General features: G+C 75.9%; 6 protein-coding genes. All 6 read left to right on the forward strand.

The window, feature by feature from the left end; genetic code table 11:
* The first annotated feature begins 52 nt into the window (after positions 1–52).
* The 6 genes from BLU95_RS31725 (at position 53) to BLU95_RS31750 (ending at position 17537) form a co-directional block, all read left to right on the forward strand.
* A complete protein-coding gene (locus BLU95_RS31725) occupies positions 53–265 on the forward strand; it encodes an MbtH family protein (RefSeq protein ID WP_093862994.1) in 213 nt (70 codons plus the stop codon).
* 8 nt (positions 266–273) lie between these two features.
* On the forward strand, positions 274–1272 hold the full coding sequence (locus tag BLU95_RS31730) for a TauD/TfdA family dioxygenase (protein WP_093865267.1): 999 nt from the start codon (positions 274–276) through the stop codon (positions 1270–1272).
* Between the two features lie 45 nt (positions 1273–1317).
* The gene (locus BLU95_RS31735; protein WP_159425059.1) at positions 1318–14853 is read left to right on the forward strand and encodes a non-ribosomal peptide synthetase; all 13536 of its coding nucleotides are present in this window, start codon (positions 1318–1320) and stop codon (positions 14851–14853) included.
* A complete protein-coding gene (locus tag BLU95_RS31740) occupies positions 14850–16145 on the forward strand; it encodes an MFS transporter (protein ID WP_093862996.1) in 1296 nt (431 codons plus the stop codon). The genes BLU95_RS31735 and BLU95_RS31740 overlap by 4 nt, the downstream gene beginning before the upstream one ends.
* A gap of 167 nt (positions 16146–16312) precedes the next feature.
* Positions 16313–17125, forward strand: a complete 813-nt coding sequence (gene ddaH, locus BLU95_RS31745; RefSeq protein WP_197698642.1) for a dimethylargininase — start codon at positions 16313–16315, stop codon at positions 17123–17125.
* Between the two features lie 190 nt (positions 17126–17315).
* Positions 17316–17537 carry a hypothetical protein gene (locus tag BLU95_RS31750; protein ID WP_093862997.1) on the forward strand — a complete coding sequence of 74 codons (222 nt, stop codon included), beginning with the start codon at positions 17316–17318 and terminating at the stop codon, positions 17535–17537.
* The last annotated feature ends 61 nt before the right edge of the window (positions 17538–17598 follow it).

Consider the following 17598-nt stretch of genomic DNA (forward strand, 5'->3'; position numbering starts at 1 on the left):
CCTACCTTCGAATCACACCGCACCGCGCCACCACCTCACCGAGGAGAGCACCGTGAGCAACCCGTTCGAGGACGACAACGCCGGCTACCTGGTCCTGGTCAACGACGAGAACCAGCACTCGCTGTGGCCGGTCTGGATCGACGTGCCGGCCGGCTGGACCACCGTCCACGGCGAGGCGCCCCGCCAGGAGTGCCTGGACTGGATCGAGACCAACTGGACCGACATCCGCCCGGCCTCGCTGGTCGCCGGCCTCGGGAACCGGTGAGCGTCGCCATGCTGACCTGGGAGCTGAACCCCGGCCGTCCGGCCCTCCTCCACGTCCCGGCCGCCGCCGACCTCGCCGAGGGCTGCGCCTGGCTCCGCGAGCACGAGGACGAGCTGACCGCCGCGCTGCACGAGCACGGCACGGTCTTCCTGCGCGGGCTGCCGGTCGCGGCCACCGAGGACGTCGCCGCCGTCCGCGACGTGCTGATCCCGGAGCCCACCCCGTACCGGGAGAAGGCCACCCCGCGCAGCGACTTCGGCAACGGCGTGTTCTCGTCCACCGACCTGGCGGCCGCGCTGCCGATCCGGATGCACAACGAGAACAGCTACACCCTGACCTTCCCCGGCCGGCTGCTGTTCGCCTGCCTGATCGCCCCGGAGGAGGGCGGCGCGACCCCGACCGCGGACGTCCGCAAGGTCCTCGCCGCGCTGCCGCCGCACCTGGCCGAGCGCGGCCGCCGCTCCGGCTGGACGCTCGGCCGCAGCTACTCGGAGTACGTCTCGCTGCCGTGGCGGACCGCCTTCGGCACCGAGGAGCCCGCCGAGGTCGAGCAGTACTGCCGGGAGAACGGCATCACCTGGGAGTGGCTGGAGGACGGCACCCTGCGCACCGACCAGCTGCGGCCGGCCACCATCCGCCACCCGCACACCGGCGAGGAGGTCTGGTTCAACCACCTGGCCTTCTGGAACGAGTGGTCGCTGGACCCGGACATCCGGGAGGCCATGGTCGAGGAGTTCGGCCCGGACGGCCTGCCGTTCAACACCGGCTTCGGCGACCGCGAGCCGGTCACCCGCGAGGACGTCGAGGCGCTGAACGCCGCCTACGAGGCCGCCACCGTGCGGGAGACCTGGCAGGTCGGCGACGTGATGCTGGTCGACAACGTGCTCTGCGCGCACGGCCGCGACCCGTACCGCGGCGACCGGAAGATCGCCGTCGCGATGGGCCGCCCGGTCGACGTCCTCGACTGCGAGCCGTCCGTCCTCCCGACCACCGCCGTCCCCGCGTGACGGCGTCCACCACCACACGCCCGTGACGTGAGCAGAGGAAGCACCGTGATCCCGGTTTCGTACGCACAACAGCGTCTCTGGCTGATCGACCAGATCGAAGGGCCGACCGCGCTCTACAACCTGCCGTTCGCGGTCCGCCTGCGCGGCGCGCTCGACCTCGACGCGCTGCGCGCCGCGACGGCGGACGTGGTGGCCCGGCACGAGGCCCTGCGCACGGTGTTCCCGGTGGACGGCGAGGGCGTGCCGGTGCAGCACATCCTGCCGTCGGCGGAGGCGGGCACCGCCTTCACGACGGTGGAGTGCGCGCCGGCCGACTACGCCGCCCTGCGGGACCGGGCCGCCGCCCACACCTTCGACCTGAGTGCCGAAACGCCCGTCCGGGTCACGGTCTTCTCGCTCACCCCGACCGACGACGCCGCCGCCGCGGACGCCGTCCCCGAGCACGTGCTGCTCGTCGTGCTCCACCACATCGTCGGCGACGGCTGGTCGCTCGGCCCGCTGCTGCGCGACCTCGCCGCCGCCTACACCGCCCGCCTCGCCGGCGCCGAACCGGACTGGGAGCCGCTGCCGGTCCAGTACGCCGACTACGCCCTGTGGCAGCGCGAGCTGCTCGGCGAGGAGTCCGACCCGTCCAGCCTGATGAGCCGTCAGCTCGACCACTGGAGAGGAGTCCTGGCCGGTCTGCCGGAGGAGCTGGAGCTGCCGGTGGACCGCCCCCGGCCGCCGGTGCCCACCGGTGCCGCCGACGCCGCCCCGTTCGTCCTCGGCCCCGAACTGCACTCCGCGCTGGCCGACCTGGCCCGCCGCCACCGGTCCACCCTGTTCGCCGTCCTCCAGGCCGGTCTGGCCGCGCTGTTCACCCGGCTCGGCGCCGGCACCGACATCCCGCTCGGCACCGGTGTGGCGGGCCGCTCCGACGAGGCCCTGAACGACCTGGTCGGCTTCTTCGTCAACACCCTGGTGCTGCGCACCGACACGTCCGGCGACCCGTCCTTCGCCGAACTGCTGGGCCGGGTCCGGGAAGTCCAGCTGGACGCCTTCGCCCAGCAGGACGTGCCGTTCGAGCGGCTGGTCGAGGAGGTCAACCCGGCCCGCGCGCTCGGCCGCCACCCGCTGTTCCAGACCCTGCTGGTGCTGCAGAACCACGAGGAGGGCGAACTCGGCCTGCCCGGACTGGAGTCGGCACCGGAACCGCTGGGCCTGCGGGTCGCCAAGTTCGACCTCAACATCGGCATCACCGAACGGCACGCCGAGGACGGCGCCCCGGCCGGGCTCGAGGGCTCGGTCGAGTACTCCGCCGACCTCTACGACCGGGCCACCGTCGACACCCTGTTCGAGCGCTTCGGCCGGCTGCTGGCCGCCGCGGCCGCCGACCCGGGGGCGCCGATCGGCACCCTGGACATCCTCGCCCCCGAGGAGCGCGCCCGGCTCGCCGGGGACTGGAACGCCACCGCCGCCCCGGTCCGCACCGGCTCGCTGCCGGAGCTGTTCGCGGCCCAGGCCGCCCGCACCCCCGACGCGGTCGCCCTCGCCCACGACGGCGGCGAGGTCGGCTACGCCGAGCTCGACGCCCGCGCCAACCGGCTCGCCCACCACCTGATCGCCGCCGGTGTCGGCCCGGAGTCCCCGGTCGCGCTGCTGATGGAGCGCTCGGTGGACCTGGTCGTCGCCACCCTCGCCGTGCTCAAGGCCGGCGGCTGCTACGTGCCGATGCACGCGAGCCTGCCGCCCGAGCGGATGACCGCGCTGCTCGCCGACACCGCCGCGCCCGTCCTGGTCACCGACCGCGCCGAGCCGGGCTTCGCCCACGACGCCGTCGTGGTCCGCCCCGGCGACGAGGCGGGCGCCCCCGACCACGACCCCGGCCTGCCCGTCCACCCGGACCGGCTCGCCTACATGATGTTCACCTCGGGCTCCACCGGCACCCCCAAGGGCGTCGCGATCCGCCACCGCGACGTGGTCGACCTCGCCGACGACCGCCGCTGGCGCGACGGCCGGCACGAGCGGATCCTGCTGCACTCCCCGCACGCCTTCGACGCCGCCACCTACGAGCTGTGGACGCCGCTGCTGCACGGCGGCACCGTCGTCGTCGCCCCGCCCGGCACCATGGACGCGGACGCCCTGCGTACCGTCACCACCCGGCACGGCGTCACCGCCGTCTTCCTCACCAAGGCGCTGTTCGACCTGGTCGCCGAGCAGGCCCCGGAGACCTTCCGCGCCCTGCGCACGGTCTGCACCGGCGGCGAGGCGGCCTCCGGCACCCTGATGCGCCGGGTCCTGGAGCACTGCCCCGAGCTGCTGCTCGCCCACGTCTACGGCCCCACCGAGGCGACCACCTTCGCCACCCACCACCACCTCCTCCCGGCCGACCTGGACGGCGCCCGGGCCCCGATCGGCGGCCCGCTGGACAACATGCGCACCCACGTCCTGGACGCCCGCCTCCAGCCGGTGCCGCCCGGCGTGCCCGGCGAGCTGTACATCGCCGGGGCCGGCCTGGCCCGCGGCTACTGGCGCCGCGCCGCGCTGACCGCCGAACGCTTCGTCGCCGACCCGTACGACCCGCAGGGGCACGGCGGCCGCATGTACCGCACCGGCGACCTGGTGCGCCGCCGCGCGGACGGCGCGATCGAGTTCCTCGGCCGGATCGACGGCCAGGTCAAGCTGCGCGGCTTCCGGATCGAGCTCGGCGAGATCGAGGCGGCGCTCTCCCGCCACCCCGCCGTCCGCCAGGTCATCGTGGTCGCCCGCGAGGACCGCCCCGGTGACACCCGCCTCGTCGGCTACTGCGCCGTGCCGCCGGAGGCCCTCGAGGAGCGCCCGGAACTCGCCGCCGAGATCAAGGAGTTCGCCGCCGCCGGGCTGCCCGGCTACATGGTGCCCTCCGCCGTGCTGGTGCTGGACGCACTGCCGCTGAACGCCAACGGCAAGGTCGACCGGCGCGCCCTGCCCGCCCCCGACCTCACCGCCTCCGAGGGCGGCCGCGCCCCGCGCGACGAGCGCGAGCGGGCCCTGTGCGCCCTGTTCGGCGAGATCCTCGGCATCGCGGACATCACCGTCGACGACGACTTCTTCGCCCTCGGCGGCCACTCGCTGCTCGCCACCCGCCTGGTCGGCCGGGTCCGCGCCGACCTCGGCGCCGAACTCGCCATCGGCGACCTCTTCCAGGCCCCGACCGTGGCCGCCCTCGCCGCCCGGCTCGCCGACGGCCCGGCCCGCCCGGCGCTGCTCCCCGAGCCGCGCCCCGAGCACCTGCCGGTCTCCTTCGCCCAGCGCCGCCTGTGGTTCCTCGGCAAGGCCGAGGGCCCCGCCGCCACCTACAACGTCACCCTCGCCCTGCGGCTGTCCGGCCCGCTCGACACCGCCGCCCTGGAGCGCGCCCTCGGCGACGTGGTCGCCCGGCACGAGTCGCTGCGCACCGTCTTCACCGAACTCGACGGCGTCCCGCACCAGCGGGTCCTCGACGGCCCGCCCGGGCCGCTGCTCACCGTCACCGACCGCCCCGCGCAGGACCTCGTCGGCCACCTCTTCGACCTGGCCGAGGACGTCCCGCTGCACGCGTACCTGTGCCCGGAGGGGCCCGAGGAGCACGTGCTCACCCTGGTGCTGCACCACATCGCCGGCGACGGCTGGTCGCTGCGCCCGCTGTTCCGCGACCTCGCCGAGGCCTACACCGCCCACCGCGACGGCACCGCCCCCGCACCGCGTCCGCTGCCCGTCCAGTACGCCGACTACACCCTGTGGCAGTACCGGCTGCTCGGCGCCGACACCGACCCGCGCTCCCTGCTGTCCCGTCAGCTCGACCACTGGCGCGAGGCCCTGTCCGGACTGCCGGACGAGCTGCCGCTGCCGCTGGACCGCCCCCGCCCGCCGGTGCCCACGCACCGCGGCGACGTCGTCGAACTGGACCTCGACGCCGCGCTGCACGCCCGGCTCGCCGAGCTGGCCGGCCGGCACGGGGTCACCCTGTTCATGGTGCTCCAGGCCGCCTGGGCCACCCTGCTGCACCGCTTCGGCGCCGGGGACGACATCCCGATGGGCACCCCGCTGGCGGGCCGGCTCGACCCCGCCCTGGACGAGCTGGTCGGCTTCTTCGCCAACACCCTGGTGCTGCGCACCGACCTGGCCGGCTCGCCCACCTTCGCCGAACTGCTGGGCCGGGTCCGGGAGGCCGACCTGGCCGCCTACGCCCACCAGGACGTGCCGTTCGAGCGGCTGGTCGAGGAGCTCAACCCGGCCCGCACGCTGGCCCGGCACCCGCTGTTCCAGGTGATGATCGCCTTCGACAACACCACCGGCGGCGGACCGGAGTTCCCCGGCACCCGCGCCTCCTACGAGCCGCTGGGCCTGCCCACCACCCCGTTCGACCTGACCCTCAACCTGTCCGAGCGGCTGGACCCGGACGGCACCCCGGCCGGCCTCTCCGGCGGACTGGAGTTCGCCGTCGACCTGTTCGACCGGGGCACCGCCGAGCGGCTCGCCGCGGCGCTGGCCGGACTGCTCGACCAGGTCGCCGAACAGCCCGGCCGCCCGGTCGCCGAACTGGACGTGCTCGGCGCCGAGGGCCGCGAGGACCTCGCCCGCTGGCACGGCACCGACGGCCCCGGCGACGGGCTGCTCGTCCCGGCCGCGTTCGCCGCCCAGGCGGCCGCCACCCCCGACGCCACCGCCCTGGTCTTCGGCGAGCAGCGGCTCAGCTTCGCCGAGCTGAACGCCCGCGCCAACCGGCTCGCCCACGGCCTGGCCGGCGCCGGGATCGGCCCCGAGTCGCTGGTCGCGCTCGCCGTGCCCCGCTCCGCCGAGTCGATCGTCGCCCTGCTCGCCGTGCTCAAGGCCGGCGCCGCCTACCTGCCGCTGGACTCCGACTACCCGCGCGACCGGCTGGCGGGCATGCTGGCCGACGCCCGCCCGGCGGCCGTGCTCAGCACCGACGCCTGGCCGCTGCCCGAGGTGCTGGCCGGCCACACCGTGCTGCCCGCCGGCGCCGCGACCTGGGCCGAGCTGCCCGCCGACGAGCCGGAGGCGGCGATCGGCCCCGAGCACGCCGCCTACGTCATCTACACCTCCGGCTCCACCGGCCGCCCCAAGGGCGTCGTGGTCCGCCACGGCGGCCTCGCCCACCTGCTCGCCTTCCACCGCGCCGGAACCCTCGCACCCGCCCAGCAGGCGCACCCCGGGCGCCGGTTCGCCTTCGCCGCGACCGCCTCGCTGTCCTTCGACACCTCCCTCGAGGCGGTGCTCTGGATGGTCGCCGGGCAGGAACTCCACCTGCTCGACGACGACCTGCGCCGCGACGCGGCCGGCATCGTCGGCTACCTGGCCCGCACCGGCGCCGACACCCTCGACGTCACCCCCGCGCTGGCCGAACGCCTGGTCGAGGAGGGGCTGCTCACCGTCGCCCCGCCCGCCGTGCTGATGATCGGCGGCGAGGCCTGCGGCCAGCAGCTCTGGACCACCCTGAGCGCCGCCCCCGACACCGTCGTGTTCAACCTGTACGGGCCGACCGAGTGCACCGTCGACGCCCTGCACCACCGCCTGGACGGCGCCGTCGCCCGCCCGGTGATCGGCCGCCCGCTGCCCGGCCTGCGCGCCCACCTGCTGGACGCCCGGCTGCGCCCGGTGCCGGTCGGCGTGCCCGGCGAGCTGTACCTGAGCGGCCCCGGCCTGGCCCGCGGCTACCTCGGCCGCCCGGGGCTGAGCGCCGAGCGCTTCGTCGCCGACCCGTACGGCACCGGCGCCCGCATGTACCGCACCGGGGACCTCGCCCGGCGCCGCTCCGACGGCACCGTGGAGTACCTCGGCCGCACCGACCACCAGGTCAAGGTGCGCGGCTTCCGGATCGAACCCGGCGAGATCGAGGCCGTGCTGACCGCCCACCCGGCCGTCGTGCAGGCCGCCGTGCTGCCGCACCAGGACGGCACCGCCGGCACCCGGCTGGTCGCCCACCTGGCCGTCGCGGCCGGCGCCGACCCGGCCGCGCTCGACCTCGCCTCGGTGCGCGCCCACGCCGCCGCCGCGCTGCCCGACTACATGGTCCCGGCGGCCTTCACCGTTCTGGCCGCGCTGCCGCTCAACGTCAACGGCAAGATCGACCGCGCCGCCCTGCCCGCCCCCGACTTCACCGCCGCCGCCGGAGCCGGCCGCGCCCCGCGCACCCCGCGCGAGGAGATCCTCTGCGGCCTCTTCGGCGAGATCCTGGGCGTGCCGGAGGTCTCGATCGACGACGACTTCTTCGCCCTCGGCGGCCACTCGCTGCTCGCCACCAAGCTGCTCAGCCGGGTCCGCGCCACCCTCGGCGCCGAGCTCGGCATCCGGGACGTCTTCGAGGCCCCGACCGTGGCCGGCCTGGTCGAGCGCCTCGACGGCGCGGACGCCCGCCCGGCACTGACCGCCGGCCCGCGCCCGGAGCGGCTGCCGCTCTCCTCCGCGCAGCGCCGGCTCTGGCTGATCGACCGGATGGAGGGCCCCTCCGCCCTCTACAACATGCCCTTCGCGCTGCGCCTGACCGGCCTGCTCGACCGGGACGCGCTCACCGCCGCCCTGGCCGACCTGGTCGCCCGGCACGAGAGCCTGCGCACCGTGGTCGCCGAGCACGAGGGCGAGCCGTACCAGCGGATCCTGGCCCCGGCCGAGGCCACCGTCCCGGTCGAACTCCTTGACTGCGCACCGGAGTCCGTCGCGGCCGAGGTCGACCGCGCGGGCCGCCGCCCGTTCGACCTGGCCGCCGAGCCGCCGGTCCGGGTCACCCTGCTCCGGGTGTCGGAGTACGAACACGTCCTGGTCGTCGCGCTGCACCACATCGCCGGTGACGGCTGGTCGATGGGCCCGCTGCTGCGCGACCTCACCGAGGCCTACACCCTGCGCCTCGGCGGCGAGCCGCCGCTGTCGGAGCCGCTCGTCGTCCAGTACGCGGACTACGCGCTCTGGCAGCGCGGGCTGCTCGGCGACGAGGCCGACCCGCAGAGCCTGGTCTCCCGCCAACTCGCCTACTGGCGCGAGACGCTGGCCGACCTGCCGGAGGAGATCGCGCTGCCGGCGGACCGCCCGCGCGGCGCCCGGGCCGACCACCGCGGCGACCGGGTCGCGCTGCCGATCGACGCCGGACTCCACGCCGGACTGGTCGCGCTGTCCCGCGAGCACCGGGTGACGATGTTCATGACCCTCCAGGCCGCGCTGGCCGCGCTGCTGACCCGCCTCGGCGCCGGTACGGACGTGCCGATCGGCTCGGTGGTCGCGGGCCGCTCCGACGAGGCGCTGGACGAGCTGGTCGGCTTCTTCGTCAACACCCTGGTGCTGCGCACCGACACCTCCGGGGACCCGGCCTTCGCCGACCTGCTCGGCCGGGTCCGTGAGACCGGCCTCGGCGCCTTCGCCCACCAGGACGTGCCGTTCGAGCGGCTGGTCGAGGAGCTCAACCCGGCCCGCTCGCTGGCCCGGCACCCGCTGTTCCAGGTCGCGATGGTGCTCCAGTCCACCGACGAGGGGGAGTTGGAGCTGCCCGGCCTGGAGGTCGAGGCACTGGCCTCGGACACCGGGGTCGCCAAGTTCGACCTCAACGTCACCCTGGAGGAGTTCTTCGGCCCGGACGGCGCGCCCGCCGGTCTGGACTGCGCGATCGACTTCGCCACCGACCTGTTCGACCGGGAGACGGTGGAGGCGATCGCCGCCCGCTTCGGCCGGTTGCTGGCCGCCGTGGTGGCGGACCCGGCGGCGCCCATCGGCCGGGTGGAGCTGCTGGACGGCGCCGAGCGCGCCGCCCTGCTGGCCCCCGCCGCCGCGCTGCCCGCCGACGTCCCGCTCGTCCCGGCCGCGTTCGCCGCCCAGGCGGCCGCCACCCCGGACGCCACTGCCCTGGTGTTCGGCGAACTCCGGCTCGGCTACGCGGAGTTGGACGCCCGGGCGAACCGGCTCGCGCACGGCCTGCTGGCCGCCGGCATCGGCCCGGAGTCGGTGGTCGCGCTCGCCCTGCCCCGCTCGGCGGAGACGGTCGTCGCCCAGCTCGCCGTGCTCAAGGCCGGTGCCGCCTTCCTGCCGCTGGACGCCGAGTACCCGCGGGAGCGCACCGCCCACATGCTGGCCGACGCCCGCCCGGCGGCCGTGCTCAGCACCGACGCCTGGCCGCTGCCCGAGGTGCTGGCCGGTCTGACCGTCCTGCCCGCCGACGCCGACGCCTGGTCGGAGCAGCCCGCCGAAGCCCCGCCGCTGCGGATCGGGGCGGCCCACGCCGCCTACGTCATCTACACCTCCGGCTCCACCGGCCGCCCCAAGGGCGTCCTGGTGAGCCACGGTTCGATCGCCGCCCTGCTGGCCCAGCACCGGGCCGAGACCTTCGCCGGGCCGGAGCGGCAGCACGGCCGGCTGAGCGTCGCCCTGACCGCCTCGCTCTGCTTCGACGCCTCCTGGGACAGTCTGCTCTGGCTGGTCGCCGGACACGAACTGCACCTGATCGGCGACGAGTTGCGCCGCGACGCGGCCGCCCTGGTGCGCCATGTGCGCGGCACCGGCACCGGCATCGGCGTCGTCAACGTCACCCCCTCCTACGCCGAACAACTCCTCGCCGAGGGCCTGTTGGACGCGGACGGCGAGGACGGCAACGCCCCGCGGGTGCTGCTGCTCGGCGGCGAGGCCGTCGGCCGGTCCCTCTGGACCAGGCTGCGGGACACCCCGCGGCTCACCGGCCACAACCTGTACGGCCCCACCGAGGCCACCGTCGACACCCTGGTCCAGTCCTTCGCGGACTCCGAGCGCCCCTCGCTCGGCCACCCCGTGCTCGGCACCCGCGCCCACGTCCTGGACGAGTACCTGGCGCCGGTCCCGGTCGGCGTGCCCGGCGAGCTGTACCTCTCCGGCCACAGCCTGGCCCGCGGCTACCTCGGCCGCCCGGCGCTGACCGCCGAGCGCTTCGTCGCCGACCCGTTCACCCCCGGGGGCCGGATGTACCGCACCGGCGACCTGGTGCGGCGCACCGGGGACGGCGGGATCGACTACCTCGGCCGCACCGACGACCAGGTCAAGCTGCGCGGCTTCCGGATCGAACTCGGGGAGATCGAGCAGGCGCTGACCCGCCACGAGGCCGTCCGGCAGACCGTGGTGACCCTGCACGAGGGCGCCGACGGCGATCGCCGACTGGTCGCCCACTGCGCCACCGGCACCACCGCTCCCGGCGCCGAACTCGCCCAGGAGCTGCGCCGGTTCGCCGCCGAATGGCTGCCCGCCCACATGGTCCCGGCCGCCGTCGTCCCGCTCGACGCGCTGCCGCTCACCGGCAGCGGCAAGGTCGACCGGCGGGCCCTGCCCGCCCCCGACTTCGCCCTCTTCGGCGGCGGTCGGGCGGCCCGCACCGCTCACGAGGAGATCCTCTGCGGCCTGTTCGGCGAGGTCCTCGGCGTCGACCGGGTCTCGATCGACGACGACTTCTTCGCCCTGGGCGGCCACTCGCTGCTCGCGATGAAGCTGGCCGCCCGGGTCCGCGCCGTCCTCGGCACCGAACTCGGCATCCGGGACGTCTTCGAGGCCCCGACCGTGGCCGGCCTCGCCCTGCGGCTGGACGGCGGCGCCGAGGCCAGGCCCGCGCCGACCGCCGGCCCGCGCCCGGAGCGGCTGCCGCTCTCCTCCGCGCAGCGCCGGCTCTGGCTGATCGACCGGATGGAGGGCCCCTCCGGCCTCTACAACCTGCCGCTCGCGCTGCGGATCGGCGGACCGCTCGACCCCGTCGTGCTGGCCGCCGCCCTGACCGACGTGGTGGGCCGGCACGAGAGCCTGCGCACCCTGATCGCCGAGCAGGACGGCGAGCCGTACCAGCGGATCGTCCCGGCCGCCGAGGCGCGCGTCCCGTTCGAGCACCGCACCGCCCCGGCGGGCGACCCGGCCGCGGAGGTGGCGGCCTTCGCCGACCTGCCCTTCGACCTCGCCGCCGACCTGCCGCTGCGGGCCCTGCTGCTGCCCTCCGAGGACGCTTCGCAGGAGCACCTGCTCGTCCTCGTCCTGCACCACATCGCCGGTGACGGCCGCTCGATGGAGCCGCTGCTGCGCGACCTCGCCGCCGCCTACGCGGCCCGCCGCGACGGCACCGCCCCCGCACTGCGCCCGCTGCCGGTCCAGTACGCCGACTACGCGCTCTGGCAGCGGGAGCTGCTCGGTGACGAGACCGACCCGCAGAGCCCGGCCGCCCGCCAACTCGCCCACTGGCGCGAGACGCTGGCCGACCTGCCGGAGGAGATCGCGCTGCCGGTGGACCGCCCCCGGCGGGCCGACAGCTCCCACCGCGGCGACCGGGTCGTGCTCCCGCTCGGCGCCGAGCTCCACCGCGGGCTGACCGCCCTGGCGCGCGAGCACCGGGTGACGATGTTCATGACCCTCCAGGCCGGCCTGGCCGCGCTGCTCACCCGCCTCGGCGCCGGTACCGACGTGCCGATCGGCTCGGTGGTCGCGGGCCGCACGGACGAGGCGCTGGACGAGCTGGTCGGGTTCTTCGTCAACACCCTGGTGCTGCGCACCGACACTTCGGGGGACCCGGCCTTCGCCGAGCTGCTGGGGCGGGTCCGGGAGACCCAGCTGGACGCCCACGCCCATCAGGACGTGCCGTTCGAGCGGCTGGTCGAGGAGCTCAACCCGGCCCGCTCGCTGGCCCGGCACCCGCTGTTCCAGGTGATGCTGCTGCTGGAGGGCGCGAGCCAGGGCGCGACCGGCGGTGACGCCCCGCTGGACCTGGCCGGGCTGCCGGCCGCGGTCGAACCGGTCGGCGGTCACGTCGCCAAGTTCGACCTCTCCGTCGGCATGGGGGAGTCCTTCGACACCGAGGGCGCCCCGGCCGGCCTGGAGTGCGCGATCGACTACGCCACCGACCTGTTCGACCGGGAGACGGTGCAGGCGATCGCGGTCCGCTTCGGCCGGCTGCTGGCCGGGGTGGTGGCGGACCCGGCGGCGCCGATCGGCGGGGTGGAGCTGCTGGACGGCGCCGAGCGTGCCGCGCTGCTGGCCCCCGCCGCCGCGCTGCCCGCCGACGTCCCGCTGCTGCCCGCCGCGTTCGCCGCCCAGGTGGCCGCCACCCCGGACGCCACGGCGCTGGTCTGCGGCGAGCAGCGGCTGAGCTTCGCCGAACTGGACGCCCGCGCCGCGCTGCTCGCCGAGCGGCTGCGGGCGGCCGGGGCCGGTCCCGGCACCGTGGTCGCGCTGGCCCTGCCCCGCTCGGCGGAGACCGTGACCGCCCTGCTGGCCGTGCTGCGCTCCGGCGCCGCCTCGCTCCCGCTGGACGCCGAGTACCCGGCCGACCGGACGGCGGCGATGCTCGCCGACGCCGCGCCCGGGCTCGTCCTCACCGACGAGGGCTGGCCGCTGCCGGAACTCCTGGCGGGACTGCCCGTCCTCCCGGTGCGCGGCCCCCGCCCGGAGGCCGCCCCGGCCCCGGCGGGCGCCCCGGCCGCCGCCCCGGACCGGGCGGACGCCGCCTACGTCGTCTACACCTCCGGCTCCACCGGCCGCCCCAAGGGCGTGGTGGTCGGCCACGGTTCGATCGCCGCCCTGCTCGCCTCGCACCGCGCGCCCACCGGCCCGATCGGCGCGGGCGAACGGGACGGCGGGCGCCGCCGGGTCGCGCTGACCGCCTCGCTCTGCTTCGACGCCTCCTGGGACGGACTGCTCTGGCTGGTCGCCGGACACGAACTGCACCTGGTCGGCGACGAGGTCCGGCGCGACGCCGCCGCGCTCGTCCGACACCTGCGCACCGAGCGGATCGACGTCCTGGAGGTCACCCCCTCCTACGCCGAACAGCTGCTCGACGAGGGCCTGCTCGACCCCGCCGCGCCGCAGGGCCCGGCCCCGGCCACGGTGCTGCTCGGCGGCGAGGCCGTCGGCCAGTCCCTCTGGACCAGGCTGCGCGAGGCCCCGCACACCACCGCCCACAACCTCTACGGCCCGACCGAGTCCACCGTCGACGCGCTGGTCCAGCCCCTCGCCGACTCCGGACGCCCGTCCCTGGGGCACCCGGTGCTCGGCACCCGGGCCCTGGTCCTGGACGAGCGGCTGGCACCGGCCCCGGTGGGTGTGCCCGGCGAGCTGTACCTCGCCGGGACCGGCCTGGCCCGGGGCTACCTCGGCCGCCCGACGCTGACCGCCGAGCGCTTCGTCGCCGACCCGTTCACGCCCGGGGGCCGGATGTACCGCACCGGCGACCTGGTGCGGCGCACCGGGGACGGCGGGATCGACTACCTCGGCCGCACCGACGACCAGGTCAAGATCCGCGGCTTCCGGATCGAACTCGGCGAGATCGAGCACGTGCTGACCCGCCACCCCGGGGTCCGGGCCGCCACCGTGACCGTCCGCGAGGACGGTGCCACCGGCCCCCGACTGGTCGCCTACGTCGTCCCCGACGGCGCGGGCGGGGGCGCGGCCGGGCGGCCGGACCCGGCCGACCTGCGGGCCTTCGCGGCCGAGTCGCTGCCCGGCTACATGCTCCCGACGGCCTTCGTCCCGCTCACCGCCCTGCCGCTCACCGCCAGCGGCAAGGTCGACCGGCGGGCCCTGCCCGCCCCCGACCCGGCCGCCTCGCCCACCGGACGCGCGCCGCGCACCCCGCGCGAGGAGCTGCTCTGCGGCCTCTTCGCCGAGGTGCTGGGGGTGGACCGGGTCTCGATCGACGACGGCTTCTTCGACCTCGGCGGCCACTCGCTGCTGGCGATGAAGCTGCTCGGCCGGATCCGCGCCGCCCTGGCGCCCGAGCTCGGCGAGCGCGCCGACCTCGGCATGCGGGCCCTGTTCGAGGCCCCGACGCCGGCCGGCCTGGCCCGCCGGCTGGAGGCCGCGGACGACCGGGGCTCCGACGGCCCGGGCGGGTCCGACGCCCTGGACGTGCTGCTCCCGCTGCGGACCGGCGGCGGCACGGCCCCGCTGTTCTGCGTCCACCCCGCCGCCGGCATCAGCTGGGTCTACTCGGGCCTGCTGCGCCACCTCGACCCGGACCGGCCGGTGTTCGGCCTCCAGGCCCGGGGCCTGCGCGGCGGCTCCCCGGACTCCGTGACCGGGATCGCCGCGGACTACGTGCGGGAGATCCGCGCCGTCCGCCCGCAGGGCCCCTACCACCTGCTCGGCTGGTCGTTCGGAGCGGTGGTCGCCCAGGAGATGGCCGTCCAGCTCCGGGCGGCCGGCCAGGAGGTGGGCCTGCTCGCCCTCCTCGACGGCCTCCCGGCCGGCCCGGCCACCGAGGAGCCGCCGGCCTCCGACGACCCGGTGGAGACCCTGGCCGAACTGCTCGCCTCGCTCGGCTACGACCCGGCCGACGGGCGCGGGCAGGCCGAACTGACCGCCCTGCTGGGCGAGGCGGCGGCGCTGCTGCCGGACGTCTTCGAGCACCACCGCAAGCTGATGGCCGAGCACGTGCCCGGCCACTACCGGGGCGCGGCCGTCTACGTCGGCGCCACCGCCGACAAGCCCGCCGACTGGCCCTACGAGGCCGCCTGGGCCCCGTACCTCACCGGCGGGATCTCCGCCCACCGGATCGACTGCGCGCACGGCGCCCTGACCCAACCCGAGCCCCTCGCACGGATCGCCGCCGTGCTGGCCGAGACGCTGGAGAGTGACCCCCGATGAGCACGAGTACCGTCCCGGTCGAACCGCCCGCGGTGGACGAGGGCCCCCGCCGCAGCCGCTGGGGCCTCTGGGCCCAGGGGAACTTCCGCAAGCTCTGGATCGGCGAGACGGCCAGCGGTCTCGGCACCGCCGTCGGCAATGTCGCCCTCGCCCTGGTGGCGGTGGTGACCCTGGACGCCTCGCCGTTCATGGTCGGCGTGCTGACCGCCTCCGCGTGGGTGCCGTGGCTGTTCCTCGGCCTGCTGGCCGGCGCCTGGGTGGACCGCTGGCCCCGGCTGAAGGTGATGCTGGTCTGCGACCTGCTGCTGCTGGTGCTGTTCGGCAGCGTGCCGGTGGCCGGCTGGTTCGACGCGCTGACGATGGTCCAGCTGATCCTGGTGGCGCTGCTGGCAGGCGCGGTGAAGGTGTTCTTCTCCACCGCGTACGGGGCCGTGCTGCCGGCCCTGGTCGCCAAGGACGACCTGCTGGAGGCCAACGTCAAGCTGCGCTCCGGGGACTCGGCGGCGGAGATCGCCGGCCCCGGCCTGGCCGGCCTGCTCTCCCAGGTCTTCGGCGCGGCCAGCGGACTGCTGGCCGACGCGATCACCTACCTGGTGTCGGCGGTCTGCCTCGGCGGCATCAAGGTGAAGGAGACGCCGCCGCCGGTGGCCGAGCGGCGCGGCATCCTGCGGGAGATCGGCGAGGGCGTGCGCTTCCTGGCCGGGGACCCGTTCCTGCGCAACCTGGCCCTGTTCGGCGCGGTCGGCAACCTCGGCCTCAACGGCATCCAGGCCGTGCAGACGGTCTTCCTGGTCCGCAGCGTCGGGGTCTCGCCCGGCGGCATCGGCGCGGTCTTCGCGGTGGTCTCGGTCGGCGGCCTGGCCGGCGCCGCCCTGGCCGGGCGGATCGCCCGCCGCTTCGGCACCGCCCGCGGGCTGCTGCTCTGCGAGCTGGTCGCCGCGCCGTTCATCCTGCTGCTGCCGCTGGCCGGCTCCCGGCTGCCGCTCGCGGTCAGTGCCGTCGCCTGGTCGGTCGCGGTCTGCGGGGTGGTCGCCGGGAACGTCCTGGCCGGCAGCTTCTACCAGTCCTACTGCCCGCCCGACATGATCGGCCGGATCCGGGCCAGTGCCTCGACCGTCAACTTCAGCGCGATCCCGGTCGGCGCCCTGCTCGGCGGCTGGCTGGGCGAGGTGCTCGGCGCCCGCACCACCATCTGGATCATGGCGGGGGTGCTGCTCTCGGCCGGCGCCGTGCTGCTGGCCGGCCCGCTGCGGGCCCGCCGGGACTTCCCCGAGCGCCCGGCCGCCGCCTGATCGTCCGCCCCGCCGCCCGGTCCTGCGCTCCATCCCGTCGTCACGTACCGATCGCCGGCCCGGAGCACCGCCCGCTCTCGCGCACCGCCCGCCCCTCGTGCACCTGCCCGTCCCCGCGTACCGTCCGCCCCCCGCGTACCGTCCGTCCTCACCCTCGGAGCCCCGCCATGACCCGCACCGCCCGCCCGCGCCGCTACCTGATGTGCCGTCCGACCCACTTCGACGTCAGCTACGCCATCAACCCCTGGATGGACCCGGCCAAGCCGGTCGACACCGCCCTCGCCGTCGCCCAGTGGGAGCGGCTGTACGAGCTCTACCTCGAGCTCGGCCACCGGGTCGACCTGATCGACCCGATCCCGGGCCTGCCGGACATGGTGTACGCGGCGAACGGCGCCACCGTGGTGGACGGCCGGGTGCTCGGCGCCCGGTTCCGCAACACCGAGCGCGCCGCCGAGGGCCCGGCGTACCTGGACTGGTTCCGGGAGCACGGCTTCACCACCCACGACCCGGCGCACGTCAACGAGGGCGAGGGCGACCTGCTGCTGACGGACCGCTACCTGCTGGCGGGCCGGGGCTTCCGCAGCGTCTCCGCCGGGCACGCCGAGGCGCAGGAGTTCCTCGGCCGCCCGGTGGTCGGCCTGGACCTGGTCGACCCGCGCTTCTACCACCTGGACACCGCGCTCAGCGTGCTCGACGGCGACCGGATCATGTACTACCCGGGGGCGTTCTCGGAGGGCAGCCGGGCGGTGCTGGCCAGGCTGTTCCCGGACGCGGTGCTGGTGGCGGAGGAGGACGCGGCGGCGTTCGGCCTCAACGTGGCCAGCGACGGGCTGAACGTGGTGCTGCCGGAGCCGGCCACCGGGGTGGCGGCCCGGCTGCGGGAGCACGGCTTCCGCCCGATCGGGGTGGACCTCTCCGAACTGCTCAAGGGCGGCGGCAGTGTGAAGTGCTGCACCCTGGAGATCCGCGAGGCGGCCTGACGGCGGCCGGGGAAATCCCTGGCCGCGGACGGTCCGCACCCCGATCAACGACGGTGGTCGACGCACGGTGCTTGTGCGTCGATCTGCCGTTGAACGCCCCTTGCCATGCTGATCACGTCAGCCCGGGGAGCCCCCCGGGAAGAGCCCGGAACACTCCTTCCCGCCAGGGAAGACGACCCAGGGAGCAGTCATGGCGAAGAACTCGACGAACGGCACCGCCCGGATCCGCCTGGCCGTCGCGGGCCTCGGCCTCGGCACCCTGCTCGCCCTCGGCGTGGCCGGCACCGCCATGGCGGACGGCGCGGCCGGCCCCGCCCAGGGCGGGACCACCGCGCCGACCGCCACCCCGACCCCGACCGCCACGCCGACCAACGGCAACGCCCACGGGGACTGGAACAGCACCGGTTCCTGAGCCCGGTCCGACCGTCGGGATCCACCGGAGAACCGCGCGCAGAACCGTTTCTGCCGCCCCG

The organism is Streptomyces sp. TLI_053, from assembly GCF_900105395.1.
In the GTDB taxonomy this organism is placed as follows: domain Bacteria; phylum Actinomycetota; class Actinomycetes; order Streptomycetales; family Streptomycetaceae; genus Kitasatospora.